Source organism: Streptomyces sp. R302, from assembly GCF_012927245.1.
Taxonomy (GTDB): Bacteria; Actinomycetota; Actinomycetes; order Streptomycetales; family Streptomycetaceae; genus Streptomyces.
In genome coordinates, this window is sequence record NZ_JABBGE010000006.1 from 435,186 (window position 1) to 461,792 (window position 26,607).

Sequence of the window (26,607 nt, forward strand, 5' to 3'; positions counted from 1 at the left end):
CGGTGTGCTCGCGCCCCCGATCGCGCTTCACTCCCCCGTGCCCCCGCTGCTCGCCGGAAGCAGGTTGATGCCGCGGGAGAGCCTGCCCGTTCCCGGCCTCGCGTCGCGCACGGCGAAGGAGGCAGCGGCCGTCACCGTCTCCGTCGGCAACACGTGCCCCCTCTGCGTGCGCATGCACGCCACCACGCTGGGGGCCTGCTGCCCGGTGGTGCGACCGTGACCGAGGGCAGGATCGTGAGCTCCGTCGACGCGGGGGTACGGGCGGTCGCCGCGTCGACGGAGGCGAACGCGGTGCGGCGGGCTCCGGGTGGCGGGGCACCGTTCCCGCCCGATCAGGCCCCGGAGCTGGTCGGGGTGGCGGTGACCTTGCAGTACCTCAACCGCATGGTCAACGTGTTCCTGGAAGACGTGCCACTACCACCGGGCGCGCCTGCCGGTGCCCTCGGCCCCGTCCTGAACGTCCTGTCCCGGCTGATCCGTTCCGCTGCCCGCACTGTCGGGGAACCGGGCGTCTCCCCCGACCTCCTGCCGCCGGCACCCCTGCCGAAGGACCTCTCCTGGGCGGCGGGCGCTCCCGTCGTCGCGGATGCCTTCGCGAGGGCGGCGCGGGCCGCCGAGGAGGCCGCCGGGCCTGTGGTCCCCGACTCCGTGCGCTGCCTGCTCCGGGTCCGCGCTCGCCGCATGGGTGAGCATGACGGCGGCCCACGCCCATACCGTCGGCGGGTGGATGCGGACCGGATCCGGAACATAACGGCCGCCCCTCACACAGGCACCATTGTAAGCGACATCACATACCGCTAGTATCCCGATCGTGCGGGGTGCCATTTTCGGGCATCTCAAGACACAAGAGGTACTGCGAAACACACCAGAGAAATATGAGTTCCTCCGGGCTCCATCTGCTTCTTCGCTCGCGATTAGGGAGATGTTTTGCAAGCCGCTGTCGAACGCGCAATCAGAACCATGTGGGACCGCTATGGCGAGCCGCTTTCGCTGGACGAAATGGCGAGTACTGCGATTCTCAGCAAGTTCTATTTCTCCAGAGTTTTCAGAGACCTCACCGGCACCTCGCCCGGCCGATTCCTTTCGGCCGTCCGGGTCCACAGCGCGAAGAGCCTCCTCCTGGAGACGCAGCTCAGCGTCACCGACATCTCCTACAAGGTGGGTTACAACAGTCTGGGGACGTTCACCAGCCGCTTCACCTGGAGCGTCGGCGTCTCCCCCACGCGTTACCGCACCCTCGCGAACGTCGGCATCCCCATCCTGCCGACCGGCTTATCCGCACCGCGCACGGACAACTGCCCCACGTCGGTGCACGGCTCCGTGTCCGTCCCCCGCACGGAGCTGCCCACACGGGTCTACGTCGCCGCCTTCAAGGACCCCATTGTCCAGGGGGCTCCGGCCGCATGCGACATCCTCGACTCCCCCCGGGAGTACCACCTCGACGGACTGCCCGACGGCCGGTGGTACCTGCGCGCCGCCGTCGTCGCCAAGGACGGCATCGACCCGCGCCCCTGGAACCGTCAGCCCCTGTTCATCGGCGCCAGCGAGCCGGTGACGGTGCGGTCCGGCCGGCCTCTGGAAGTCGACCTCCGGACCAGGGAGTTCCGCCCCTTCGACCTCCCCATCCTGCTCGCCCTCCCCGAACTCGACAGCTGGCAGGTACCCCAGTACGAAATGGCCGCGCCCGGCGCGGTCTGACATACCGGCGCGGCGACACGCCGCCACGAACGAGAGGCCGCGGGCGTCCGCGGCCTCTCGTTCATTTCTCCAGGCGCCATCCCGTCACTCGCCGTCCCGGGGCAGACAGCGCTCACGAGCCCGCCGCAACGACACGGCCGACTCGGCGCGATCGGCCCCGGCGCCCACGAGAAGTCCGAGCACCTGCGCCTCGAAGCAGTCGTCGGGCTCGTACGGCTCGACGAGGTAGCCGCCCAGCTCCAGCGTGACGAGTCCGTGCAGCGCGATCCACATCTGATGCGCCACCATCTGCGGGTCCCCCTCATCGAGACGGCCCGTCTCGATGGACCGCTCCACGGCCCGGACGAGGGCCCTGAGGGTGTAGCGGCCGTGCTGGCGGTCCTCGTCGCTGAGGGAGAAGCCGCTGAGACCGGCTCCACCGAACATCACGCTGTAGAGGTGCCGGTGTTCCAGGGCGTTGCGCCGGTATGCCCAACCGAGGGCTCCGATGTCGGCGACGGGGTCCCGCGACTCGCCCACCGCGCCGAGGCGGCGGTCCAGTAGCTGGAAGCCGTCCCGCACCATCGCCCGGACCAAGTCGCTCTTTCCGCCGAACTGGGTGTAGACCGCCGTGGTGGAGGCCCCCACGGCGGCGGCCAGACGGCGCGTCGACAGCGCCGCGGGCCCCTCCTCCGCCAACAACGCGGCCGCCACTCGGACGAGTTGGGCGCCGACAGCCGGATCTGCTTCACGTGGGCTCACCCTTGACATCCTTCCATGCCGCTGCGAGCCTTCCATAACGGCGTTACGTAACAGTGATTCACGAGGATGGACAGCGATGCCCACTCATCATCTGTACAGCACGTCACACCTCCTGAGCACCGGCTACCAGCCGGTCTCCGAGGAGGTCACCCTCTTCGATCTCCCCGTGCACGGACGACTGCCGGCAGAGCTCGACGGCACGCTCCTGCGCATCGGCCCCAACACCCTGGGCGATCACGATCCGGCCCGTGACCACGCCTTCGCGGGCGACGGCATGGTGCACGGGCTCCGGCTGCACGGCGGGAAGGTCGCGTGGTACCGCAATCGCTGGTTGCGCACGGACCGGGTCGCCCGCGCCCTCCGCACCCTCCCCACCCCGGGCCCCCGCCACGGGCTCTCGGACAATGCCAACGCCAACGTCGTCCACCACGCCGGACGCACCCTGGCACTCGGCGACGGCGGGGTCCTTCCGATCCGCCTCGGGCCCGAGCTCGACTCCCTGGAGCGGTTCGACTTCGACGGCACGCTCTCCGGCGGATTCAGCGCCCACCCGCTGCACGACCCGCTTACCGGGGAGCTGCACGCGGTCACGTACGAGCCCGGACGGCCCGGGGTCGACCACGTGACCCTGGACGCGACGGGCCGCGTGCGCCGGCGCGAGACCATCACCGTCAAGGGCACCCCGATGATGCACGCCTTCTCGCTGACGGAACGTCACGTCATCCTGTACGACCTGCCGGTCACCTACAGCGCGCGGGCGGCGGCCGCCGGCTCACGCGTTCCCTACGCATGGGACGAGGGACACGGCGCACGACTGGGCATACTGCCCCGCGACGGGGCCGACGCCGATGTCCTCTGGGCGGAGGTCGATCCGTGCTTCGTCTTCCACCCCGTCAACGCCTACGAGCAGGGACGTGACATCGTCGTCGACGTCGTCCGCCACGAGCGCGCCTTCGACCTCGACCCCCTGCATCCCAGCGAGTCCGCGCCGACGCTGTGGCGCTGGACCGTGGACCGCCTCGGAGGAACGGTGTCCGAGGTCCGGCTGTCGCATCACGTCGAGGAGTTCCCCCGCATCGACGACCGGTACTCGGGCTCGCCGTACCGGTACGCCTTCACCGTAGGCGTGCGGCCGGGTGAGGGCGCCGCTCTCGCGGGGCCCTCACTGCTGCGCCACGACCTCGCGACCGGTGCTGTCGACGTCCACGTCTTCGGACCCGGACGAGAGACGGGCGAAGCGGTGTTCGTACCGCGCCACGCCGCCGCGCCCGAGGCGGACGGCTGGCTGCTCAGCCTCGTGCACGACCGGGACAGCGATCGAGGCGAACTGGTCGTCCTCGACACGGCGGACTTCGCCGGCCCGCCCGTCGCGACCGTCCGCCTGCCCGTACGGATCCCGCACGGGCTCCACGCGCAGTGGATCGCGGGCAGGTGAGCCGGCACGAACGTCTCAGCGGAGCCTCGGCGCGTCGAACGGCGCGAGCAGGCGCTCGGCCTCGCGTGTCACCGTGACCAGTACCTGCTCCGGTTCGGCCGAACGGGCCAACAGCATTCCCGCCTCCTGCAGGGCCGCGAAGATCATCTGGCAACGCACGGCCAGAGTTTCCGGGTCGAGGGCGCCTGGCGCCGCCTCCCTCATGCTCGCCTGCAGAACCCTCAGTGTGTGCTCGCGCTCGATCTCCCGAGCCGCGGCCCACCCCAGTACCGCACCCGCGTCGAGCAGGGCGATCCGCTGGAACCTCCTGTCCATACAGCGCTCCAGGAAGAGACGCGCGGCGCCGCGCAGTGCCGACCCGGCGTCAGGCGCACGGGCAGCGGCCTGCTCCAGTTCCGCCGCCACCCGCTTCTGCTGGCGGACGAACACCTCCCGGAAGAGCGCGGCCTTGTTGCGGAAGTGGTGGTAGACCGCGCCCTTGGTCACGCCCGCTGCCGCCACGACGGCGTCCAACGACGTGCTCGCGTAGCCTCTCTCCCCGAACAGCCTCTCCGCGGCGCCGAGCAGCAGGCCCATGGTCGCACCGGGGTGTTCGACTCTCACTGTGCCGTTCATCGGAACCTCGCCTTCGTCGCGATCCGCCGTCGCCATGGGTCTCCCCCTCGTCACAACGCCCTGAGGCCGTCCGTGGTGAGCAGGTACGCCGGTCGGTCCAGCTCGGACTTCTCGGCGAGTTCGAGGAAGGCCGTCCCCACCTGCTCCTCCGTCAGAGTCGCTCCGAGATCGGCGAGGAACGTGGGGACGTCGACTCCCCGACGCGCCGCGTAGGCGGCCACCGCGCCGGCTCCCAGATCCGTCGCGGGGGTGAGCTTGGGCAGGACGGAGACGAATCGGATGCCCAGACCGCCACGTGCCGACTCGTCCGCGGCATAGGCGGAGATGAAGCGGATCGTCGCCTTGGCGCCGGCGTAACCCCCCGTGAGGTAGGAGCCGTTGACCGCCGCACCGCTCGACAGGGAGAGTACCGAACTTCCCGGCGGCAGGGGGTGCCGAAGTGCCGAGCGGACCCAGTGGAACACCTGCTTCACGTCCGTCTCCCATGCATCACGGAAGGTGTCCCACGTGTGCTCGTGCAGCGGAGCGAGGACCGGATTCACCCCCGCGTTGAGGACCAGCGTGCGGGGCCGGTAGGCGTGGATCAGCCGATCGGGCAGCGACGGGTCGGCCGCATCGGCAACCACGGGGACGAATCCGTCGCCCAACTCGACGCGCAGCTCTTCGAGCCCTTCCGCGCAACGGGCGACCCCGATGACCCGGACGCCGGCCTCGACCAGCGCGGTCGCGATGCCTCTGCCGAAACCACGGCCTGCGCCGGTGACGATCGCGGTCGTCTCTGCGGTGTGTGCGGTGGACATGGATGACTCCTCTGTCTGTGCCTGATCTGGACTTCACCCATACAGACCGGAGTTCGGGTCCGAAGGAATCGCACGGCAGCAACATGCGAGAAGTCACGGCCGTGCACGGGGCCCCAGGATGGCAGCGCCGTCGGAGCTCAGCGGCGACAGCCATCCTCACGCGACTGAAGGACGCCCATGCCCAGCGCTGGAGACAGAACCCGTTCGAGCGACACCACCCACCACGGCTTCGAGCATCCGTTCGCCTTCTGGGCCGGTGCGCTCGCCTGCACCCTCGGAGTGCTGCTGCACCTGCCCATGTACGTGAGCGCCCGTCACATGGGCTATCACATGCGGGGAATGGAAGCGGACGCCTCGATGATCGCCGGAATGGTACTGATCGTCCTCGGGCTGCTCGCCGTCCTGTACGGCCTGGTGCCCCGCCGGGGCAAGGAGATCCAGCGCGAATCCGCACGGATTCGCATCCGCGCGCTCGACGACGCACCACTCCGCGGCCCGCACATCGCGCTGCTGATCGTGATGGCGATCGCCGTGACCATCGATGTCATGAAGCCGACGGCACTCGCTTTCGTCGCGCCCGGAGTCGCCCACGAGTACGGCCTGAAATCACCTATGAACCCCGGTGGAGACATCCCCGTCTCCTGGCTGCCGCTGGCCGGCATCACCGGAACGGTGATCGGATCCCTCATCTGGGGGTGGCTGGGCGACCGCATCGGACGGCGTTCCTCCCTGCTCTTCGCCGGCATGCTCTTCGTCACCACCTCCATCTGCGGCGCGATGCCCGGGTTCACCTGGAACCTGGTGATGTGCGGTCTCATGGGCATCGGGGCCGGCGGCATGCTGCCCATCACCTTCACCCTGCTCGCCGAGACCATCCCGGCCCGGCACCGCGGCTGGCTCATGGTCCTCATCGGCGGCGACATCGCGGGCGCCTACGTCATCACGAGCTGGCTCGCGGCGGAGCTCACCCCGACGTACAGCTGGCGGATCCTCTGGCTGATCGGTCTCCCCACCGGCCTGCTCTTCATCGCCCTGAACAGGTGGATCCCGGAGTCCCCGCGTTTCCTCCTCGCTTCCGGCCGTCGCCGGGAAGCCGAGCAAGTGATGGCGAAGTACGGCGCGGTCGCGGAGACGGACGACGCCCCGGAGCAGACCGTCCGCACCGAGGCCGGACGCGGCAGTTATCGGACGCTGCTCCGCGGCCCGCTTCTCGGCCCCACCCTCGCGATCGGGATCCTCGGCATCGGCGTCGGCCTGATGACCTTCGGCTTCCAGATGTGGGTACCCACGAACCTCCAGCACCTCGGCTACTCGGAGGTCAACTCGGACTACGTCGTGCGCAACGCCGCCGTCCTCGGCCTTCCGCTCACCGTCGTCGCCGCATGGATGTACGGGGTCTGGGGAAGCCGGAGGACGCTGGTCACCGTGTGCGCGGTGACGGGGCTCGCGCTCCTCGGGTTCCTCGTGGCGGGCGACTCCCTCGCGGAGGACCGTCTCCTGCTCTCGCTGCTCCTCGTGGTGCCGTTGACCGGGGCCAGCACGGTCGTCGCCGTGGTCGCCGGTTATGCCGCCGAGGTCTACCCGACACTGGTCCGCTCGCACGGCACGGGACTCGCGGCGGGCATGACCAAGGTGGGCGGCGTCCTGATCCTCTCCCTCACCGTGGCGGCCGCGGCCGTTCCCTCCATCGGTCTGACCGCCGTCATCGGCGCGGTGCCGCTGCTTCTGGCGGCGCTCCTCTTCCTGCGCGTCGGGCCGGAGACGAAGAGCCGGGGCCTGGAGGACATCAGCCAGGAGCTGATGGCGTCCCGGTCGTGAAGGCCGGCTCAGTGGTGCCCGGCAGACAGGAGGAACTCACATGCTGGTGGCCGTGACGGGCGGGACCGGTTTCGTCGGCGCCCATTCGGTGGCTGCCATCGCGCGACGAGGCGCTCGTGTGCGCCTGCTCGTCCGCGATCCGGCCAGGGTGGAAGCCGCGTTGGCCCCCCTGGGCGTAGCGACGGACGCCGTGGAGGTGATGCCGGGTGATGTCACCGACGCAGGTGACGTGACCAGGTTCGTCGACGGAACCGACGCGGTGCTGCACGCGGCTTCGGTGTACTCGTTCGACAGCAGACGGCACGCCGAGACCCGGCGCACCAACGTCCGCGGCACCGAACTGGTCCTCGGTGCCGCGGTGCGTTCCGGAGCGGATCCGATCGTCCACATCTCCACCGTGGGGTCGATGTTCCCCGCCGCCGGGCCCACGATCGCCGAAGGCTCCCCCGTCGGCAGCCCTCGCGAGACGTACCTGGGGAGCAAAGCCGCCGCAGAGGTCGTCGCCCGGCGCCATCAGGCCGCGGGCTCACCCGTGGTGATCACCTACCCGCCGGCCCTGCTGGGCCCGCACGACCCACATCTCGGCGACCAGAACGCCCGGCTCCGCGGGGAACTGCGAGGCATGATGCCCCTCTGGCCGCTCGGCGGCTTCCCGATCGGCGATGTCCGCGACACCGCCGAGCTCCATGCCCGCCTCGTCATGAAGGAGGCGGGCACGGGAAACCGGTTCTTCGGCCCGAACCGCTACCTGACGACCCGGGACTACGTCCGGGCGGTGCGTACGGGGACGGGCCGTCGGCTTCCCGCCGCCTTCCTGCCGGCCCGCGCCATGCTGCCGTTCGGCATGCTCGCGAGCCTCGCGCAGCGGGTGTGGCCCTGGCGCATCCCCGCGGAGTACGGCGCCGTGTACACCTGCGCGTACGCGGTGCCGGTCGACCCGAGCGCACCGACCGGGGACGTCGCCGCCCGGCCCGTCGCCGAGACGATCCGCGACACGATCCGTTGGCTGCACGAGGCGGGACACGTTTCCCGGCGCCAGGCGGGAACGGCGGCCGATCCCCATGATTCCCGTCACCGCGACCACGAGGACAGAGGCCCATGACCGAATCCCAGCGACCCGACCTCTCGTACGGGCATGCGTACGGGGGCGTCCGCGATGACATCGTCCGCCTGCTGCGGGATCGTCCGGAAGCCGCCGGACTGCCCGTGCCCGCGTGTCCGGACTGGACCGTGCGCGACCTCGTCGGCCACCTCCTCCAGGTCTGCCGACGGGTCGTCGCCGAGGACCCCCGCGACCTGCCCGATGTTCCTCCGCCGCCGAAGGCCGTACCGATCGACGAACTCCTGGCCCGCTGGACGGACATGGACGAGGCGATGACGGAAACCCTGGCGCGCGCCCCTGGCCTGCGGCCGCGCATCGCGCTCATGGACATCGTCTCCCATCACTGCGACATCCGCCGTGCGCTGGGGGTGCCGGCGACCGGCGACCAACCCGGCCTCCCCGACTCCCTGGAACTGGTGGCCATGGGATTCGGCCTGTCGGTGGCGGAGCACAAGCTGCCGGCGCTGCGCATCGCGACGCCCGGCGGCACATGGTCGGTCGGCACCGGCGAGGCGGCGGCCACCGTCCGCGGCGGGAGCCTGGACGTGTTCCGCTCGCTCACGGGCAGGCGGACGTTCGCACAGGTCAGTGAGCTGTCCTGGAGCGCGCCTCCGGAGACCTGGTGGCCGGCGTTCGCCTGGGGTCCCTTCGTCCCACCGGAGCATCCGACCGAGTTCGTGGCACGGGTCTGAGGGAGAGCGACCGTACGCCTGTCCGAACTGAGCCGCCGCAGTGGGGTCTCCCACGCGTCGATCACGTACTACCTGCGCGAAGGGATGCTGCCGCCGGGCCGCCGGGTCCCGGCGAACCAGGCCCGGTACGACGAGTCGCACCTGCACCGGCCGCGCCTGATCCGCGCCCTGATCGGGGTCCGGGGGCTGTCGGTCGGCGACGCCAGGCACGTAATCGCCGTCCTGTCCGCCTCCGGGGCCGGCGGGGACAGTCGGAACTCCCTGATGTGCGGCCTGCGGCCGGCCGCCAGCGCGAGGTCGGGCCCGGCCGAGCACGGTGACCACCAGGAGGACGGCGCGGGGGTGAGCGCGTTGATGGCGGAACCGGGCTGGGAGGTCTCGGAGGAGCATCCGGCGAGACGGGGCATAGGCGAGTGCCTGCACACGCTGCACTCGCTCGGACTGGACTGCGACTGGTCCTCGCTCGTCCCCTACGCCCGCCTCGCCGAGCAGACCGCCGCCCTGGATCTGCGGCGGGCCAGCACGGAAACGGATCCCGGCGGAGCGTCCGAGCGCGTGATTCTCCTGACCCTGCTGCTCGAACCGATGCTGCCCGCCTTCGGACGACTCGCCCAGGAAATCCGAATCATCTCTCCGATACGGAAACTGACGACTCCCCGCCGCACTGCCGACAAAGCAAGATGCGAGAAGTCCACCGTATCCGGATCATGTGATGCTCATGTCCACAGGTCGATCTTTCCCAGGGAAAAGGAAGGGCACCACGTGATCACGCTGGAAACGGTAAAGCTCGACATCGACGGTCCGACGGCCACCATCTATCTGAATCGGCCGGACAAGAAGAACGCGATGAACCCCCAGATGCACCGCGACATGAATGCGGCTCTGGACGCCATCGAGGCGGACGGCCAGGTCAAGGCCGTCGTCATCACCGGCAACGGCGACAGCTTCAGCTCCGGAATGGACCTGGAGGAGTGCTTCCTGGAGCCGTTCGACGAGCCGCAGCGGTTCTACCGCACCAACCTGGTGGCGCTCAACTGGTTCAAGCGGCTGAAGGCCTTTCCCGCCGTGACGATCGCCAAGGTGAACGGCTTCGCCTTCGGCGGCGGATTCCTGGTGGCCGGCCTCTGCGATCTGGCGATCACGTCGGAGACCGCGCTCTTCGGACTCTCGGAAATCAATTTCGGCATCTTTCCGGCCGGCGGGGCGACATGGGCGGCGACTCACAATCTGCCCCGGAAGCAGGCGCTCTACTACATCCTCACCGGGGACACCCTCACCGGAAAGCAGGCGGCGGAGTACGGCCTCGTGAACCGGGCGGTGCCGGCGGACCGGCTCGACTCGGAGACCGACCGCGTCGTCCGCAAGATCATCAACAAGAACCCCGTCACCCTGGAACTGGCGAAGCAGGTGTACGAGCGGACCACCACCATGGATCTGCCGACCGCGATCGACTACGACCAGGCGAAGCTGTGGGAGCTCTCGCGGCTCAGCGGCAACGAATGGATCAACGTGGCGCTGAAGCAGTTCGAGAAGCGTGCCTACCAGCCGGGCCGCAGCACGTACAGCCGGGCGGAAGTGGAGTCGTGATCTTCACCGGCCCCCGCCCACGGCTCCCCGTCCCCGACACCCCGTTCACCTCGTACGTGTTCCGGCAGGCGGAGCGGTACGCCGAGCTGCCGGCGGCCGTCGACCACTCGGGGGCCCGTTCCTACACCTACGGGCAGATGATCTCGGCGGTCCGCGGCATGGCGGCCGCGCTGCGTGCGCGAGACCTCGGGAAGGGCGACGTGGTGGCGATCCTCGCTCCCAACGTGCCCGAGTACCCGATCGTCTTCCACGCGGTCGCCGCGGTCGGCGGAACCGTGGTCGTCCTCAACCCCCTCGACACGGTCGACGAGTTGACGACGCTCCTCGACGAGGCCGGTGCCCGGCTGCTGGTGACCTCGCCCTCCGCCGTGGCCAAGGCCCACACCCTGATGGCACGGACGAAGGTCACGGAGATCGTCGTGCTCGGGGAGGCGGACGGAGCCACGCCGTTCTCCGCGCTGGTCGGCCACGCGCCGCCTCTCGCCCCGGACGCCGGGCCGGACATCGAGCCGGCGGCGGACGTCGTGGCACTCCTCCACTCCAGCGGGACCACCGGCCATCCCAAGGGAGTGATGCTGACACACCGGAACATGATCGCCAACGTGCTGCAGACCAGCGAGGTCGCCCCCCTGGAGCGGGGCGAGAAGGTGCTGGCGGTCCCTCCCTTCCACCACGCGTTCGGTCTGATCATGGTGATGAACGCCACCCTCCTCCAAGGGGCGACGCTGGTGACCATGGAGCGCTTCGAGCCCGAGGCGTATCTGAAGGCGATCCAGGACCACCGCATCACACGCCTCTACGTCGTACCGACCATCGCGGTCCTCCTCGCACGAAGCCCCCTCGTGGACCGGTACGACCTGTCGTCGCTGCGCTCGATCGTCTCCGGCGGGGCGGCACTCGACCCCGAGATCGCCCGCGTGTGCCGGGAGCGGCTCGGCTGTGCCATCGGCCAGGGGTACGGCCTGACCGAGGCCCTGGTGTCGTTCATGCAGCACGACGGCGGTGTCTCAGCCGGTTCCGTGGGCCACAACTCCCCCAATGTGGAGTGCAAGGTCGTCGATGCCGTCACGGGTGAGGAGCTCGGGCCCGGCCGGCGCGGCGAGGTCCTCGTCCGCGGCCCGCACGTGATGAAGGGGTACCTCCGTGCCCCGGAGGCCACGGGCCAGGTGCTCGAACCGGACGGCTTCCTGCGTACCGGCGACCTCGGCTACATGGACGAGAACGGTGAGCTGTTCGTCGTCGACCGAATCAAGGAGCTCATCAAGTACAAGGGCCAGCAGGTGTCCCCGGTCGAGCTCGAAGCGGTGCTGATGACCCACCCGAAGGTCGTGGACGCGGCGGTGATCGGGGTTCCGGACGACGAGGCCAGCGAGATTCCCAAGGCCTTCGTCGTCGTGACGGAACCCACCCCGCCCAAGGAGATCACGGCCTTCGTCGCCGCGCGCGTCGCGCCGTACAAGAAGATCCGGCGCGTCGAGTTCGTCGACCGGATACCCCGCACGCCGGTCGGCAAGATCGAGCGCCGTGCCCTGAAGGAGAATTCATGAGCGACCTGTCCGGCAGGACGACGATCGTCGTCGGCGCGAGCCGCGGCCTGGGCCACGGCATCGCCTCCGCCTTCGCCGAGGCCGGCGCCCCCGTCGTCGCCGTGTCCCGCACCCCGGCGACGTTCCCCCCGCCGACGAACGGTTCCGGCTCCGTCCGGCCGGAGCACGCCGACGCCGGCGACCCGAGGGTGGCGGCCGAGCTCATCGACCGCTTCGAACCCGACACCGTCGTCCTGGTGGCCGGAGCCGTACCGCACATGCGGCCACTGCAGGAGCAGACGTGGGAGACGTTCTCGGCCGGCTGGGAGACGGACGTCCGCGTCACCTTCCACTGGCTGCGCGAGGCGCTGCTCACACCGCTGCGGCCGGGCGGCCGGGTCGTCGTCATCAGCAGCGGTGCCGTCCTGGGCGGCTCGCCCCTGAGCGGCGGATACGCGGGCGCGAAGGCCACCCAGCGTTTCATCACCGGCTACGCGCAGGGCGAGGCGGACCGGGCCGGACTGGACCTCACCTTCACCACGGTGCTGCCGAAGTTCGCCCCGCTGACCGGGGTCGGCAGGCCGGCGGTCCGTGCGTACGCCGCCCGCGCCGGGGTGTCCGTGGAGGACTTCCTCCGGAAGGCGGGTCCGCTGCTCACCCCCGAGATCGCGGGCGCCGCGCTGGTGGAACTGGTGCGCACCGACGCCACCGCGGTCGCCCCCGCCTATCTGCTCGACGGCGCCGGGACGCACAGGCTGCCCTGACCGCCGGGCCGTGGAGAGAACCCTTCGAGGCAACCGCCCCGCCCCACCGGAAGAGGAGTGAGAAGAGTGAGTACGAGTCCCGTCCCGTCCGACGCCGAACTCGCGGGCTCGCTGACCGGAGACTTCCGCAGCGAGTACGTCACCGTGGACGGCGTCCGCCTCCACTACGTCGCAGGCGGCGAGGGAAGGCCGCTGATCCTGCTGCCCGGCTGGCCGCAGACCTGGTGGGAGTACCACAAGGTGATGCCCGCGCTCGCGGCGGCCGGACGGCACGTCATCGCCCTGGACCTGCCCGGCATGGGCGGCTCCGACAAGCCGGCCACCGGCTACGACAAGAAGACCATGGCCCGGGTCGTGCACGGCTTCGTCCGCGCGCTCGGCCACGACGAGGTGGACATCGCGGGTCATGACATCGGCGCCCAGGTGGCGTTCAGCTTCGCGGTCAACCATCCGTCGGCCACCCGCAAGGTCGCACTGCTCGACGTGGTCCACCCGGACCCGTCCATGTACGGGATCCCGATGCTCCCGCCGCCGGACGCGCCCTTCTTCCCGTGGTGGTTCGCCTTCCACCAGGTCCCCGGCCTGCCCGAACAGCTGCTGGCCGGCCGTACCCGGATCCTCGTCGACTGGATCTTCGACAACTTCCTCCTGGACCGGACCGCCGTGACGCCGTCGGACCGGGCCGTCTACGCCCACGCCTATGACAGGCCGGGGGCCATCAGCGGCGGCAGCGGCTGGTACCGCACGTTCGGCCAGGACATCGTCGACCTCGGCACCTACGGCAAGGTGACCGCACCGATGCTCGGGATGGTCTCCAACCTCGGCGACGGCCTCTTCGCCGAGCAGATGAAGGCCACGCTGCCGGGCCAGGGAACCGACGTGCGCGTCGTGGTGGTGCCGGACGCCGGCCACTACTTCGTCGAGGAAGCGCCGCAGGCCGTCATCGACGAGTTCAACAGGTTCTTCGACTGATCACCCGCCCGACCCGTCCGACCCGTCCGTCAGAATTCGAGCAGGGAGTAGAGATGTCCACCAGCACCGTCCCGACCCGGGAAGAGCTTCTGCGCCGCGTCACCGAGATCACGCCCGTGCTGCGCGCCAACGCGGCCTGGTCGTCGGAGCACCGCCGGCTGCACGAGGAGACGGTCAAGGCGCTCACCGACGCGGGAATGTTCCGGATGAGGATCCCGCGGAGTCACGGCGGCTTCGAGAGCGACGCCCGGACCATGGTCGAGGTGGCCGAGGCGATCGCCCACGCCGACGGATCAGCCGCATGGGTCGTCACCTGCTCCTGGATAGCCTCCTGGGGTCTCGGGCTCTTCCCGGACGAGGTCCAGGACGAGGTCTTCGCCGACCCCGACGGCCAGGTGTGCACCACCATCGGCCCCGGCACCGCGACGGCCGTCCCGGCACCCGGCGGCGTCGTCGTCAACGGCTCCTGGCCGTGTATCAGCGGCGCCCTCACCAGCGGGTGGCAGCAGGTCGCGGCGATCTTCCTCGACCCCGAGGGGGAGCCGTACCCCGTGATGGGTCCGGTGCGCCTGTCGGAGCTGGAGGTGTCGGACGACTGGCACACCACCGGCCTGCGGGCCACCGGAAGCGTCGCCACGACCGCGAAGGACGTGTTCATCCCCCAGGAACGGCTCCTCCCCGCGCCGGCGGTGCTCAGCAGCCAGTCCGTCTCGAAGCGGAACGCCGACACGCCGATGTACCGGGCGCCGTTCATCTCCGTGGGAGCGGCGTCCACCGTCGGTGTCTGCCTCGGCATGGTCAAGGCGATCCGTGACGAGTTCTTCGAGCGGCTTCCCGGCCGCAAGGTCACCTACGTCGAGTACCCGAGCCAGAGCGAGGCGCCGGTGACCCACCTGCGGATCGCCGAGGCCATGATGAAGATCGACGAGGCGGAGTTCCACGCGCGCCGGCTGGCCGACCTGGTGGACGCCAAGTGCGCCTCCGGGGAGGCGTGGGACATGACAGAGCGTGCGCGCTGCCGCGCCGACGAAGGTGCGGCCGTGCGGCTGTGCCGGGAGGCTGCGGACATCCTCGCCGCTTCCAGCGGGGGCTCCTCGGCGTACACCAAGGTCCCGATCGGGCGCATCGTCAACGACCTCCACACCTTCAGCCTGCACGCGATGATGACCCCCGACGTCAACGCCGAGATCTACGGCCGGGTGCTGTGCGGCCTGGAGCCCCACACCTACTACATCTGACCGACCGCACCCTCCTGACCTGCGCAGTGGCGGCTCCGGGGCTCCATCCCCCCGGAGCCGCCGCCATTGGTGCAACCCTGCGGTTGCGCATCACCTCGCCCTCGTGCAACCCTGGAGTTGCACACATGGCATCGACCGAGGAGTCCCTCATGAGCGAGGACCTGATCGAACGCGAGACGCTGATCGCCGCCCCCGTGGAGCGCGTGTGGCCCCTGGTGGCCGAGCCGGGCTTCTGGGTGTCCGACCCGGCGGCCGTGGCCGGCACCAAGGCGACGCCCGGCGGGTCGATGGTGGCGAGGAACCCCGAGTACGGCGACTTCCCGGTCCGCGTCGAGAAGGTCGATCCGCCGACGTACGTGGCATACCGCTGGGCCAGCGCCTTCCCGGGAGAGGAACTCACCGAGGACAACAGCACCCTGGTGGAGTTCATCCTGACGGCGGAGGGCGACAAGACGCGTCTACGCGTCGTCGAGAGCGGATTCGCGACCCTGTCCGCCTCCGAGGACCTGCGACGCAAGGCGATGCAGGACAACGCCGGCGGCTGGCCGCAGGTGCTCGACGCCTTCAAGGGGCGCGTCGAGCAGTCCGGGTGACAACGGGGGGCGGCGAGGGCGCCGACGCGGTCGACAGCGTCCTCGCCGCGCTCGCCGAACCCACTCGACGGCAGCTGCTCGACATCCTCGCCGAACGGGGCGAAGTCACCGCGACGACGCTCGCCGAGCGGCTCCCCGTCTCACGCCAGGCCGTGGTCAAACACCTGACCGTCCTCGACGCCGCCGGCCTGGTCACCAGCCGACGGGTCGGCCGTGAGGTGCGGTACGCCGTCCGGCCGGCCGCCCTGAACACGACGGCGCGGTGGATGGCCGCACTGGCCGCCGACTGGGACCGGCGCCTGGCGTACATCAAGCTCATCGCCGAGTCGGCGGAAGGGGACTCACAGTAGCCCCGTCGCACACCCCGCATTCCACCCGGCCGGGACGGCAGAGCACCCTCGGCCGGAGGATTCACGGTTCTGACATGCTCCTGACAGATGCCGGTCTTCCGGCCACCCGAGAGGGGAATCGTCTCGTGACCACCGAAACCAACGCGCCGCCTCGCATCACCGGAAGACAGCGGAAGGTCCTTCTCGTTCTGCTCGGCGCGGGATTCATGCTGTCCGTCGACTTCTCGATCCTCAACGTCGCACTCCCCCAGGTGGGCACCGGCGTCGGTCTCGGTGTGACCGAGCTGCCCTGGATCACGTCCGCGTACGCACTGCCCGCGGCCGGATTCGCCCTGGTGTTCGGTCGGATGGCGGATCTCTACGGCCGACGCCGACTGTTCCTCTCCGGCATGGTCCTGCTGACCGCGGCATCGCTGATCGGCGGATTCGCGTCCGCCCCCGAGACGCTCCTGACCGCACGCGTGCTACAGGGTGTCGCCACGGCGATCTCGATCCCCGCCTCCCTGTCGCTGCTCACCAGCACCTTCGAGGAGGGCGCGATGCGCGATCGCGTCCTCGGTCTCAACGGCGCCCTGCTCTCCGGCGGCTTCACCGTCGGCGCCCTCGTCGGTGGCACCCTCGTCAGCCTGCTGAGCTGGCGGGCCGCGTTCCTCATCAACGTGCCGGTCGCCCTCGTCATCCTGCTCGTCACGCCTTCCCTCATCGGCGAGAGCAAGGTGCCCGACCGGGTGAAGCTGGACCTGGCCGGCGCGGTGACCGTGACCGGCGGCCTGCTGGCCTCGATCTACGCGATCATCGAGAAGAACCTGCCGGTCGCCGTCGTCGGCCTCCTGCTGCTCGCCGCCTTCTGGATGATCGAGCTGCGCGCGCCCGCACCGCTCGCCCCGGTCCGCATCCTCAAGCGCCCCACCGTGAAATGGGGCAACTACGCCGGTCTCGTGATCTTCACCATGGAGACCGCCATGATCTTCCTGATGACGCTCTACATGCAGCAGACCCTCGATCTGTCGCCGCTGGCCACCGGGCTCGTCTTCGGCGTACCCGGCCTGGCGGCCGTGGCCGCCGGACCGATCGCCGGGCGCCTCCTCGGACGCTTCGGCACCCGGCAGGTGCTGGTCGCCGGCATGCTGGTCCAGGGGCTGGCGACCCTTCCGCTGATCTTCCTCGGCGCGAATCGGATCGTGCTCGTCATCCTCGTCCCCGCGCTGTTCATCGGGTTCTTCGGACACGTGACGGCCATCGTGGCGTACACGGTGACCGGAACCTCGGGCCTGCCGAACGAAGAGCAGGGCCTGGCCACCGGCCTGACGTCGATGACTCAGCAGGTGGCCATCACCATCGGCATCCCGATCCTGAGCGCGGTCGCCGCGACACAGAGCGGGGAACTGGCCGGCATCCACCTCGCGCTGACCGTGAACGTGATCGTGACGCTCGCCAGCGCCCTCCTCATCTGGGTAGGTCTGCGTCCCCGCGGCGACCACGCCGCGGCCGCCGCGCCGGCCCAGCCCCTCTCACCTCCCGCGACCCCCTGACAAGCCACGGACACACTCCGAAGAAACGACGCACGAGGAGCACGACATGAGCGACACCACCGAGAAGCTGACCTTCACCTACGTGACGTACATCCGGAGCACCCCGGACACGATCTGGCACGCACTGACCGACGCCGACCTCACCGGCCGGTACTGGGGACACAGCAACGTCTCCGACTGGCAGGTTGGCTCCAGTTGGGAGCACGTACGCGCCGACGGCTCGGGGACCGTCGACGGTGGCGGGACGGTCCTGGAGGCCTCGCCGTCCAAGCGGCTGGTGATGACCTTCCCCACCGCCGGCCCTTCCAAGGTCACGTTCGGGATCGAGGAGTACCGCGAGATCGCCCAGCTCACCGTCACCCACGAGGATCTCGCTGGACCGGGCGACCGCGACGCCGTGGCCGCCGGCTGGCCGGCCGTACTGTCCAACCTCAAGTCCCTGCTGGAGACCGGGGAGGTCCTCCCGCAGAAGCCGTGGGAGATGCTCGCGGCCCTCAAGGACACCTCCCGGGCCTGAGCGGGCCGATGAAGCGACTACGACGCCCCTGAGAGGGGAGCGAGGCTCGCCCGCCCAGGAGAGCGGGCGAGCCTGTTCACCCCGATCCGGACGCCACCGTGCCGCTTGCTCCCCTTGGGCAGATTCCAGTAGTCGCCGCAAGACGTAGAAGGTAAGAACGGTACGCGTTGCGCTGGGTGTCTCCTGCACCAGTACAACCACAGGCGCAGCGGGCATCCCTCACCCTGGCACGGCAGAGAGTGCCTCAGGTCGGCGGCGCTGCCGGCCCAGCGCGCCCCGGAAGCGGATCGAGTACGGTCAGGTCGGCGGGTGGGCTTCGCGCAGCCGCAGTCCCTCCCTGTACATCCCAGACTTCTGGCTCCCCGAGCTCGGTACCTGGATCGAGGTCAAGTGTCCCGGCATACCGCGCACCGAGAAGACGCAGGAGCTGGCCCGGACGCGCACTCGTCGAAGCGAGGGCACCTGCACTTGCCAGTGGCCCGGCGCCGAGTTCGCCCTGATCGGGACGCCGGTTCCTGCTGAGCGAGATGGGGCAGTCCAGCCGCAGGAGGGCTCGAGCCCTGGCCAACTCCCCCTCGGCGGCGCCCTGCACGAGCCCATCCCCGCCGAACCGAGCGTCCCATTGCGACAGGGCGATGGAGGCGGCTCGGACCTGTTGGACGTCTTCCGCGCGTACCGCCCTCGGGCGGGCCGGTCCAGAGGTCACGGCCGTGGCTGCAGCGCCGAGTCCTCCAAGCAAGAGCATCAGCTTCCGGCGCTCCACTGCAGACATCCTCTTCAGATAGGAGACCGGGATCTCCCCCACCTTGCCCGAGTGCGAGTCGTCCATGCCGCCTTCGGCGGGAAGGTCCGCGTCGTTGTCCGCATGAGAGTCGCTTTGCTGCTCCTCGCGTTCCACGTATCGCCACAGTCGCGTTAACGCCCCGCCGGCGTCGAGCGCGACGTCGAACTTGGCCGCCAGCTGCGCCGTGCACCTTCGCTGGTTCTTCTCGATCCGCTCGATCAGCGTGCCGCTGAGCTGTACCAACTCGCCGAGGGCCCTGGAGGAGAGCCGTCGCGCCCGGCGCCAGTTCCGAAGTTCCTTGCCCCACCAGGCACGCACCGAGTGGTTCTCGTCCAACGGCACTGGCTTCTGCGCCACAGCTCCTCCTTTCGGATTCCCCATGCGGACAAGGGACTTGTCCGCATGGGCAGATTCTTTTGAATACCCCGCTCCGCGCTCCAAGTTGGGCCAAACCGCCAGACTTCACCCGCCGGAGCACGGGTGATCGTGGGTACGGACACGACGAAGCCCGGCTCCTCCCAAGAAGGCGCCGGGCCGACACAGGTGGGCAGCGCTCAGATCGCGCCTTGGTTCACCGCGCCAGTAAAGGCTGCCACGCCTCGGGGCCCACGCTGATCGTGCCGTCGTCGGGCCGCTTGGAGTCACGTACGCGGAGGCCCTCCGGCGCGAACGCGCACGCCACACACTCGTTGTTGGGGGAGCCGCTGTACGAGCTGGTGAAGTACGCGAGCTGGTCTTCCACTGGTCCTCTACCTACTTGCGAGCTTGCAGGAATCGACCACGCGCATCGGCGATGAGGGCCGCCGAAGCGGACGGGTCCAGCGCCTGCCGGCGCAGGTAGGCGTGGCCACCGGGCGTATTCCTCAACGGCCTCTGCGTTCTCCAGGAAGACGCCGCCGGTCTGGTGCTCCAGAAAGACGACGTCGAGGGCCGGGTCTGGCCCACCGAATCCGCCGTAGATCACGTAGGCGCCGAGCCCCACGCTGTAGGCACCCCCCGCAAAGGGGAGTACCTGGATCGTGATGGCATCCTGGCTGCCGCGCTGTAGGAGCTGCGACATCTGGGCCGCCATCACCTCGGGTCCGCCGACGGCGCGCCGTAGCACCGCCTCGTCGAGAAACACGTCGTACCGGGGCGGCACCTCGCGATCGGGAATCTTCTGCCGCCGCATCCGGAGGCCCAGACGATCCCCCAGGTCGGCCTCTGGCGGGGTCCAGCCTGGGGTTGGCTTGATGCTCTTGGCGTAGTCCATCATCTGCAGCAGACCCGGTATCACTCCGCCGGCGAGCTGACGGATGTGGGGCGCCTCGTCCTCCAGGGGCCAGCAGAAGGCGCCCCGGTCCCTGCCGAGCCCCATCGTGGTCGCCCGCTGAGGCGGTCAAGGCGAATTGGTCCCCAACTGGTCCCCAAAAACGATCAAGGGGCCGTTTCGGATTACTCCAAAACGGCCCCTGACCTGCGACTCTTTCGAGTCGGGACGACAGGATTTGAACCTGCGACCCCTTGACCCCCAGTCAAGTGCGCTACCAAGCTGCGCCACGTCCCGGTGCGCGTCGGCGGCGGGGTGTCTCCCGCGTCGGCGTGCAGGAGAACATTACCTCACTCCACGGGTGGCGATCACACTCCGGTCGGCGGGGGCGGAGAATGGCCGGGTGAACGAGGAATCCGGAGGGCCGGCGCGCGGCCGGGACCGTGACGCGGAGGGGCGGGCGCGCAGTGCCCGGCCCCGGGACGGGCTGGGGCGGCCGTTGCCGTACGGGGCGGCGGGGGTGGCGCGGCAGCCCGAGGGGGTGGTGCGGGCGCCCGGGGAGACCGTGCGGGAGGCGCAGCGGCTGCTGGACGCCGGAATGCCGTTCCACGCGCACGAGGTGTTCGAGGACGCCTGGAAGTCGGGGCCCGGCGGCGAGCGGGAGCTGTGGCAGTGGCTCGCGCAGCTGGCCGTGGGGCTGACGCACGCCGCCCGGGGCAACGCGACGGGCGGGGCGCGGCTGCTGCGGCGGGGCGCGGGGCGGGTCGGGGCGTACGCGGACGGGGGCGGCGAGACGTACGGGGTGGACGTCGCCGGGCTGCTGCACTGGGCCGGCGAGCTGGCCGCCCGGGTGGAGCGGGGCGCGCCGGTGGACGCGGGCACGGAGGCACCCCGGCTCACGGGCAGCTAGGGCCTGTCCGGCGGATCAGGGTCGGGTAGGCCGCGGCGTCTGGTGCGGTGCATCGCAAGGCGCCGGAGCGCCTCGATAGCGGAGCTATTGGGGCGTTTCGGCAACGCGGCGAGGTGCCGTGCCAGGCGTCGCGGCCCCGACCGTGGTCCGCCGGACAGGCCCTAGGGCGTCAGTTCCTCCCGCAGGACCGTGGTGTGGCTGGTCTCGGGGTGTTTGGTGGCGGTGAGGAGGGTGATCGTCTCGGTCGCGGCGCGGGTGCGGAGGCGGTCGAGGGAGGCGGCTGCCTCGGGGGCGGCGAGTTCGGCCTCGTAGCGGCGGCGGAACTCCTCGTAGTCGCCTTCGCCGGGGCCGTGGTACCAGCGGCGGAGTTCGGTGGACGGGGTGAGGGCCTTCGGCCATTCGTCGATGTGGGCGTCGGCCTTGGCGAGGCCGCGCGGCCAGAGGCGGTCGACGAGGACGCGGACCCCGTCGTCGGGGGACGGGGCGTCGTAGACGCGGCGGACGCGGACGTCGGGCGTGGTGGCGGGCATGGTTCCAGGGTGCGCGACCCCGGCGCGGGTCACCCGTCGACGCGCAGGACGGGCAGCAGGACGGCGTCGACGAACGCGCGGGCGGCGGAGGCGTCGGGGAAGCGGTCCTCCAGGAGCCGCTCGATGCGGAGCAGGCCCATGAGGCTGGGGGCGACGAAGGCGATGGCCGGGTTGTCGGGGGCGACCTCGCCCCGGTCGACGGCGCGCTGGACGACGGCGTCGATGGCCGCGACCTCGGGGGCGAGGACGGTGTCGCGGATGCAGCCGCGCAGGTCGGGGTGGCGGAGGTACGCCTGGGCGACGGCCTCCATGAGTTCGGTGTCGTGCTCGTGGCGGGCGGAGGCGACGCGGGCGGCCTCGTGGAGGTCGCCGGCGAGGCTGCCGGTGTCGATGCCGGTGAAGACCCCGCAGCGGCGGGCGGCGAGGGCGGCGGTGACGAGCCGCGGCTTGGTGCCCCACTGCCGGTAGAGGGTGGCCTTGCCGCACTTGGTGCGGGCCGCGACGCCCTCCATGGTCACCGCGTCGTAGCCGCCTTCGCGCAGGAGGCGGAGCACGGCCTCGTACAGCTCCGCCTCGCGCTCCGGCGTGATCTTGCTGCGGCGGGCGGCGGCGGTGGCGGCCTGTGTGGACATCGGTCCCTCCCGGATACCTCCGGGGCTCTGCGCGCGGGGCGCGAGCTCCCTTTCTCTGCACATACGAGAGTAGGGGGTGCGCAATCGAGACGCAAACGTATCGAGACGCTTGCGTCTCGATGAAATCGGATCTAGAGTTCCTCCGTTTGTTTCACATTTGACCGATTGACCGATTAACGGATGGGAAGTGCCGCGCCATGGCTACCCGGATACGCGGGGCACTCGGGCTCCGCCCCGCTTCCCCGGCGGAGGGCGGGCGGCCACCGCTCCTGCGCGAGCTGCTGCTCGTCACCGGGCTCTTCCTCGTCTACAAGTTCGGCCGACTGCTCGCCAACGGCCACGAGCTCCGCGCCTTCCGCAACGCCGACCTCGTGTGGGACGCCGAGCGCGCCCTCCACTTCCCCGGCGAAGGCGCCGTCCAGCAGCTGCTGCTGCACGGCGAGCCGCTGATCCGGGCGGCGAACGCCTACTACGCGGCCGTGCACTTCCCGGCCACGATCGCCTTCCTCGGCTGGCTCTACTGGCGCCGCCCCGCGCACTACGTGTGGTCCCGGCGCGTCCTGGCCCTGGTCACCGGTGCGGCGCTCGCGCTGCACATCCTGATCCCGCTCGCGCCGCCCCGGCTGCTCTCCGCGAGCGGCCTGGTGGACACCGCGCGGATCTACGGCCCGTCCGTGTACGGCGCGGTCCCCGAGACGGACTCGATGGCGAACCAGTTCGCCGCGATGCCGTCGCTGCACTTCGGCTGGGCGCTGATGGTGGCGATCGGCCTGATCGCCGCGACCCGCTCGCCGCTGCGCTGGTGGTGGCTGCTCCACCCGGCGATCACGCTGCTCGTGATCGTCGGCACGGCCAACCACTACTGGCTGGACGCGGTCGCCGCGGCCGCCCTGCTCGGCTTCGCGCTGCTCGTCGTGCCGTCACCCGGGCGGAACACCGGGACGCCGAACGCGATGCCGAACGCCATGCCGACCTCGACGCCTACCTCGATGCCGACCGCGACGCCCTCCGCCCCGGCACTCTCCCGGGGCCGGCGGGAGTCCGCCGCCGGGACGACCGGGGCTGGGGCTGAATCGGAGGCTGCGGCTGGGGCTGAGACCCCGGCCGGGACCCCGGCTGGAGCCGGGGCCGAGACCGGGGCCGTACCCGCCGGGGCTCGGCGATGAACGGCGTCGCGGGCACCGTCCTCGCGGTGCTCCTCTCGCTCGTCTCCGCCGCCGGGTACGCGCTCGCCGCCGTCGCCCAGGCCCGGCTCGCCGCCGCTCCCTCCACCCCCTCGGGGCGCGGGGCGCTGCGGGCGCTGCTCGCGCGCGGCCAGTGGTGGTGGGCCGTCGGCCTGAACGCGGCGGGCGCCCTCGCCCACGTCGCCGCCCTCCACTACGGGCCGCTGACGCTGGTGCAGCCGCTCGGCGCGCTGACGCTCGTGGCGGCGCTGCCCCTGGGCGCGTACACCGCACGGCGACGGGTGACCCGCACCGAGTGGCGGGGCGCGCTGTGGACCCTGGCGGGCCTCGTCGGTCTCGTCGCGGTGACCGGTCCGGCCGCGCCCGGCGAGGCGCTGAGCCTGCGGGAGTCCCTGGTGGTCGCCGCGGCGACGGCCCTGCTGATCGCGGTGCTCGCGGGCGGTCGGCACGCCGGGCGCGCGGCGGGCGGCGCGGGGCGGGGCGGGGTACGCGCCGGCGGGCTCGGCCACGCCACGGCCTCCGGCGTCGCGTCGGGCGTGGCGTCGGCCCTCACCCAGACCCTCACGGCGGCCCTGACCCTCGGCCTCCCCGGCGGCACTCCGGCCTGGTGGCAGACCGCCACGCTCGCCCTGCTGATCTCCGCCTTCGCCATGGGCGGCCTGCTCCTCTCCCAGACCGCCTACCGGGGCGGCCTGGCCGCGCCGCTCGCGGTCGTGAACCTCTCCAACCCGGCCGCCGCGGCCGTCCTCGGCGTGGCGCTGCTCGGCGAGACCTTCCGCGCGGGCGCCTGGGGCTGGCTGGTCGCCGCGGCGGGCGCGCTGGTCGCGGCCCGGGGCGTGGTCCTGCTCACGACGGGCGCGCCGACGCCGACGCCGGAGGTCGCGCCCGGGCCCGCACCCCTGCCGGCGCAGGCGCCGGCGGGGCAGGTGCCCGAGGGCTCGGCCGTCACCGTGCCGGGCCCCGGCGAGATCGCGCCGGAGCCGGTCGCCCCGACGGGCCTCGCCGGCGCGCTGGGCGGCACGCTCACCCCCGTACCGGAGGCGGAGCCCGCCCGCTGACCCCGCCCGCCGATCCGCCCACCGGCCCGCCTGCCGATCCGCCTGCCGAAACCCCCTTAATGTCACCTTGACGACAAGCTTTCCCCCGGCCTATCGTCATGGCGACGAAAAGGGGGGTTCTCTCATGGCCGACATCACCCGGCGGGCCGGCTGGCGCCATCTCCGCTCCGCGCCCACCGCGCACATCCGGCACCAGCGGGGCGGCAGGCTCGCGCACGACGGGGCCGGGCTCAGCTTCTGGTTCCGGCCGCTGAGCGCGGCGCTCTCCGAAGTGCCGGTGGACGACCGGGAGCTCGCGATGGCGTTCCACGCCAGGACCGCGGACTTCCAGGACGTGAGCGTGCAGTCCACCGTCACGTACCGGATCGGGGACCCGGCGACCGCCGCCGCCCGGCTCGACTTCTCCATCGACCCCGACACCGGCGTCTGGCGCGGCACCCCGCTGGAGCAGATCGCGACCCTGCTGACCGAGACCGCCCAGCAGCACGCCCTCGACGTGCTCGCGCGCACCACGCTCGCCCAGGCGCTCGTGGACGGCGTGGCGGCGGTGCGGGAGCGGATCACGGACGGGCTCGCCGCCGAGCCCCGGCTGCCCGCCACCGGCATCGAGGTGGTCGCCGTCCGCGTCGTCGCGCTCCGGCCCGAGCCCGAGGTCGAGCGCGCCCTGCGCACCCCCGCGCGCGAACAGATCCAGCAGGAGGCCGACCGGGCCACGTACGAGCGCCGCGCCGTCGCGGTCGAGCGCGAGCGGACCATCGCCGAGAACGAGCTCGCCAGCAAGATCGAGCTGGCCCGCCAGGAGGAGCGGCTCGTCGAGCAGCGCGGCACCAACGCCCGGCGCGAGGCCGAGGAGTCCGCCGCCGCCGACGCGGTACGCGCCGAGGCCGAGGCCGTACGGAAGGTGCGGCTCGCCCGGGCCGAGGCGGAGGCGGCGCGCGAGGTCGGCGAGGCGCGGGCCGCCGCGCAGACGGCCTGGCTCCAGGCGCACGCCGCCGCCGACCCGGCCGTCCTCCACGCCCTGGCGCTCACCCGGGCCGCCGAACAGCTGCCCCGGATCGAGCACCTCACCCTCTCCCCCGACGTCCTCACCGGCCTCCTCGCGAAGCTCGGCGGCGGCAACGGCGGCAACGGCGGCAACAGTGGCCGCAGCGGGCACGGCGGCGGGGCGGGCGCGTGAGCCTCGCGCCCCGGGCGGTCCTCGTGCACCGCAGGACGGAGTACGAGGAGCTGCTCGCCCGGCACGGGACGCACGGGCAGGCCGCGTTCTTCCTCGCCGCGCGCGGACGCTCCGCCGACGAGGTCCGCGAACGGCACGAGCGGACGCGGCGGGCCCTCGCGGCCGTCGTCGGCGCCGTACCGCTGACCTGGCGGCAGACCCGGGTCGAACGCGCGGATCTGGACAGGTTCCTGTTCGGGCCGGAGGACGTGGTCGTGGTCGTCGGCCAGGACGGGCTCGTCGCCAACACCGCCAAGTACCTCGCCGGGCAGCCCGTCGTCGGCATCGACGCGGACCCGGGACGCAACGCCGGCGTCCTCGTCCGGCACCGGCCGGACGACGCCCGCCGGCTGCTGCCGTACGCGGCCGGGCCCGGGGTCGCCGCCGACGAGCTGACGATGGTCGCGGCGGCCACCGACGACGGGCAGCGACTCCTCGCCCTCAACGAGATCTACGTGGGCCCGCCGGGCCACCAGACCGCCCGTTACACCCTGGACGCCCCGGTGGGCGGTGGGGAGGGCGGCGACACGGACGGCGGGGAAGGCGGCGCCGAGCCCGAACCCCAGGCGTCCTCCGGGGTGCTCGCCGGTACCGGCACCGGCGCCACCGGCTGGCTCCGCTCGCTCTGGCAGCAGCGATCCAGCGGCCTCGCCCTGCCCGGGCCGGCCGAACCGCGCCTCGCCTGGTTCGTGCGCGAGGCGTGGCCCTCGCCGACGACCGGGACGAGCCGGGTCGAGGGGCTCATCGGCCCCGGTCAGGGGCTGCGGCTCACCGTCGAGTCCGACCGCCTGGTCGCCTTCGGCGATGGCGTCGAGTCCGACTCGCTCGACCTGACCTGGGGCCAGACCGTCCGGCTCACCGTCGCCGACACCCGTCTCCGCCTGGTGGGCTGACCCGGCCGGAAACGATCGGCGGCACACCGGGCGCCCTCCAGGGAGCGCTAGGGTGAGGCGCTTTGACCGATTTGGGGCGCGGTGACGTGCCCCTGGGCGTGTGTCCGAGTGTCCGGGTGCCGGGTGTCCGCATTCCTGGGTGTCCGGGGGTCCGGGTGTCCGGGTGACGGC

General features: G+C 71.3%; 27 protein-coding genes and 1 tRNA gene. 20 read left to right on the plus strand and 8 right to left on the minus strand.

Features of this window, described 5'->3' with window-relative positions:
- The first annotated feature begins 216 nt into the window (after positions 1 to 216).
- Together HHL19_RS21065 and HHL19_RS21070 are read left to right on the plus strand one after the other, a co-directional pair.
- Positions 217 to 801 (plus strand): hypothetical protein, encoded by a 585-nt coding sequence (locus HHL19_RS21065; RefSeq protein ID WP_169091835.1) that lies wholly within the window; start codon positions 217 to 219, stop codon positions 799 to 801.
- Between the two features lie 198 nt (positions 802 to 999).
- On the plus strand, positions 1,000 to 1,698 hold the full coding sequence (locus tag HHL19_RS21070; RefSeq protein WP_240981748.1) for a helix-turn-helix transcriptional regulator: 699 nt from the start codon (positions 1,000 to 1,002) through the stop codon (positions 1,696 to 1,698).
- Positions 1,699 to 1,782: 84 nt separating this feature from the next.
- Here HHL19_RS21070 and HHL19_RS21075 read toward each other — a convergent pair whose 3' ends face one another.
- A complete protein-coding gene (locus tag HHL19_RS21075; RefSeq protein WP_169091837.1) occupies positions 1,783 to 2,439 on the minus strand; it encodes a TetR-like C-terminal domain-containing protein in 657 nt (218 codons plus the stop codon).
- A gap of 76 nt (positions 2,440 to 2,515) precedes the next feature.
- Between HHL19_RS21075 and HHL19_RS21080 the strand changes: the two genes are divergently transcribed.
- A complete protein-coding gene (locus HHL19_RS21080; RefSeq protein ID WP_169091838.1) occupies positions 2,516 to 3,874 on the plus strand; it encodes a carotenoid oxygenase family protein in 1,359 nt (452 codons plus the stop codon).
- 15 nt (positions 3,875 to 3,889) lie between these two features.
- Here HHL19_RS21080 and HHL19_RS38190 read toward each other — a convergent pair whose 3' ends face one another.
- A complete protein-coding gene (locus HHL19_RS38190; protein ID WP_277349167.1) occupies positions 3,890 to 4,525 on the minus strand; it encodes a TetR/AcrR family transcriptional regulator in 636 nt (211 codons plus the stop codon).
- A gap of 14 nt (positions 4,526 to 4,539) precedes the next feature.
- Positions 4,540 to 5,289, minus strand: coding sequence for an SDR family oxidoreductase (locus HHL19_RS21090; protein WP_169091839.1), 750 nt, complete (start codon positions 5,287 to 5,289; stop codon positions 4,540 to 4,542).
- A 177-nt stretch (positions 5,290 to 5,466) separates the two neighbouring features.
- On the opposite strand from HHL19_RS21090, the gene HHL19_RS21095 reads away from it, so the two are divergent.
- From HHL19_RS21095 to HHL19_RS21155, 12 genes are all read left to right on the plus strand, one after another.
- Entirely contained in the window at positions 5,467 to 7,107 is a 1,641-nt protein-coding gene (locus tag HHL19_RS21095) for an MFS transporter (RefSeq protein ID WP_169091840.1), read from the plus strand.
- 40 nt (positions 7,108 to 7,147) lie between these two features.
- Complete coding sequence (locus HHL19_RS21100; protein WP_169091841.1) at positions 7,148 to 8,209, plus strand: NAD-dependent epimerase/dehydratase family protein; 1,062 nt, start codon at positions 7,148 to 7,150, stop codon at positions 8,207 to 8,209.
- Positions 8,206 to 8,901 carry a maleylpyruvate isomerase family mycothiol-dependent enzyme gene (locus HHL19_RS21105; RefSeq protein WP_169091842.1) on the plus strand — a complete coding sequence of 232 codons (696 nt, stop codon included), beginning with the start codon at positions 8,206 to 8,208 and terminating at the stop codon, positions 8,899 to 8,901. Before HHL19_RS21100 ends, HHL19_RS21105 begins: the two co-directional genes overlap by 4 nt.
- A 72-nt stretch (positions 8,902 to 8,973) precedes the next feature.
- A complete protein-coding gene (locus HHL19_RS21115; RefSeq protein WP_240981781.1) occupies positions 8,974 to 10,488 on the plus strand; it encodes a p-hydroxycinnamoyl CoA hydratase/lyase in 1,515 nt (504 codons plus the stop codon).
- Complete coding sequence (locus HHL19_RS21120; protein ID WP_346768321.1) at positions 10,485 to 12,035, plus strand: AMP-binding protein; 1,551 nt, start codon at positions 10,485 to 10,487, stop codon at positions 12,033 to 12,035. Before HHL19_RS21115 ends, HHL19_RS21120 begins: the two co-directional genes overlap by 4 nt.
- Complete coding sequence (locus tag HHL19_RS21125) at positions 12,032 to 12,778, plus strand: SDR family oxidoreductase (RefSeq protein WP_169091844.1); 747 nt, start codon at positions 12,032 to 12,034, stop codon at positions 12,776 to 12,778. Before HHL19_RS21120 ends, HHL19_RS21125 begins: the two co-directional genes overlap by 4 nt.
- A 66-nt stretch (positions 12,779 to 12,844) precedes the next feature.
- Positions 12,845 to 13,750 (plus strand): alpha/beta hydrolase, encoded by a 906-nt coding sequence (locus HHL19_RS21130; RefSeq protein ID WP_346768322.1) that lies wholly within the window; start codon positions 12,845 to 12,847, stop codon positions 13,748 to 13,750.
- Between the two features lie 53 nt (positions 13,751 to 13,803).
- Positions 13,804 to 14,988 carry an acyl-CoA dehydrogenase family protein gene (locus tag HHL19_RS21135; protein WP_169091846.1) on the plus strand — a complete coding sequence of 395 codons (1,185 nt, stop codon included), beginning with the start codon at positions 13,804 to 13,806 and terminating at the stop codon, positions 14,986 to 14,988.
- A gap of 149 nt (positions 14,989 to 15,137) precedes the next feature.
- The gene (locus HHL19_RS21140) at positions 15,138 to 15,581 is read left to right on the plus strand and encodes an SRPBCC domain-containing protein (RefSeq protein ID WP_169091847.1); all 444 of its coding nucleotides are present in this window, start codon (positions 15,138 to 15,140) and stop codon (positions 15,579 to 15,581) included.
- On the plus strand, positions 15,578 to 15,931 hold the full coding sequence (locus HHL19_RS21145; RefSeq protein ID WP_169091848.1) for a metalloregulator ArsR/SmtB family transcription factor: 354 nt from the start codon (positions 15,578 to 15,580) through the stop codon (positions 15,929 to 15,931). The genes HHL19_RS21140 and HHL19_RS21145 overlap by 4 nt, the downstream gene beginning before the upstream one ends.
- A gap of 125 nt (positions 15,932 to 16,056) precedes the next feature.
- Positions 16,057 to 17,463: an MFS transporter gene (locus HHL19_RS21150; protein WP_346768323.1), complete on the plus strand. Its 1,407-nt coding sequence runs from the start codon at positions 16,057 to 16,059 to the stop codon at positions 17,461 to 17,463.
- A gap of 46 nt (positions 17,464 to 17,509) precedes the next feature.
- Positions 17,510 to 17,980, plus strand: coding sequence for an SRPBCC family protein (locus tag HHL19_RS21155; protein ID WP_169091850.1), 471 nt, complete (start codon positions 17,510 to 17,512; stop codon positions 17,978 to 17,980).
- A 244-nt stretch (positions 17,981 to 18,224) separates the two neighbouring features.
- Here HHL19_RS21155 and HHL19_RS21160 read toward each other — a convergent pair whose 3' ends face one another.
- The 3 genes from HHL19_RS21160 to HHL19_RS21170 form a co-directional block, all read right to left on the minus strand.
- The gene (locus tag HHL19_RS21160; RefSeq protein ID WP_346768324.1) at positions 18,225 to 19,121 is read right to left on the minus strand and encodes a helix-turn-helix domain-containing protein; all 897 of its coding nucleotides are present in this window, start codon (positions 19,119 to 19,121) and stop codon (positions 18,225 to 18,227) included.
- A 214-nt stretch (positions 19,122 to 19,335) separates the two neighbouring features.
- Entirely contained in the window at positions 19,336 to 20,121 is a 786-nt protein-coding gene (locus HHL19_RS36840; protein WP_240981749.1) for a DUF397 domain-containing protein, read from the minus strand.
- Between the two features lie 115 nt (positions 20,122 to 20,236).
- A tRNA-Pro gene (locus tag HHL19_RS21170) sits at positions 20,237 to 20,310 on the minus strand.
- 106 nt (positions 20,311 to 20,416) lie between these two features.
- Here HHL19_RS21170 and HHL19_RS37510 point away from each other — a divergent pair.
- A complete protein-coding gene (locus tag HHL19_RS37510; protein ID WP_169091851.1) occupies positions 20,417 to 20,923 on the plus strand; it encodes a DUF309 domain-containing protein in 507 nt (168 codons plus the stop codon).
- A gap of 161 nt (positions 20,924 to 21,084) precedes the next feature.
- Here the strand turns inward: HHL19_RS37510 and HHL19_RS21180 are convergent, their stop codons facing one another.
- Together HHL19_RS21180 and HHL19_RS21185 are read right to left on the minus strand one after the other, a co-directional pair.
- Positions 21,085 to 21,453 carry a DUF488 family protein gene (locus HHL19_RS21180; RefSeq protein ID WP_169091852.1) on the minus strand — a complete coding sequence of 123 codons (369 nt, stop codon included), beginning with the start codon at positions 21,451 to 21,453 and terminating at the stop codon, positions 21,085 to 21,087.
- A gap of 29 nt (positions 21,454 to 21,482) precedes the next feature.
- Positions 21,483 to 22,085, minus strand: a complete 603-nt coding sequence (locus tag HHL19_RS21185) for a TetR/AcrR family transcriptional regulator (protein WP_169091853.1) — start codon at positions 22,083 to 22,085, stop codon at positions 21,483 to 21,485.
- A gap of 197 nt (positions 22,086 to 22,282) precedes the next feature.
- Here HHL19_RS21185 and HHL19_RS21190 point away from each other — a divergent pair, with 197 nt between their 5' ends.
- The 4 genes from HHL19_RS21190 (at position 22,283) to HHL19_RS21205 (ending at position 26,436) form a co-directional block, all read left to right on the plus strand.
- Positions 22,283 to 23,251, plus strand: a complete 969-nt coding sequence (locus HHL19_RS21190) for a phosphatase PAP2 family protein (protein WP_169091854.1) — start codon at positions 22,283 to 22,285, stop codon at positions 23,249 to 23,251.
- Positions 23,248 to 24,327, plus strand: coding sequence for a DMT family transporter (locus tag HHL19_RS21195; protein WP_169091855.1), 1,080 nt, complete (start codon positions 23,248 to 23,250; stop codon positions 24,325 to 24,327). Before HHL19_RS21190 ends, HHL19_RS21195 begins: the two co-directional genes overlap by 4 nt.
- A gap of 124 nt (positions 24,328 to 24,451) precedes the next feature.
- The gene (locus HHL19_RS21200; protein WP_169091856.1) at positions 24,452 to 25,504 is read left to right on the plus strand and encodes an SPFH domain-containing protein; all 1,053 of its coding nucleotides are present in this window, start codon (positions 24,452 to 24,454) and stop codon (positions 25,502 to 25,504) included.
- A complete protein-coding gene (locus tag HHL19_RS21205) occupies positions 25,501 to 26,436 on the plus strand; it encodes a hypothetical protein (protein ID WP_169091857.1) in 936 nt (311 codons plus the stop codon). The genes HHL19_RS21200 and HHL19_RS21205 overlap by 4 nt, the downstream gene beginning before the upstream one ends.
- Positions 26,437 to 26,607: the final 171 nt, after the last annotated feature.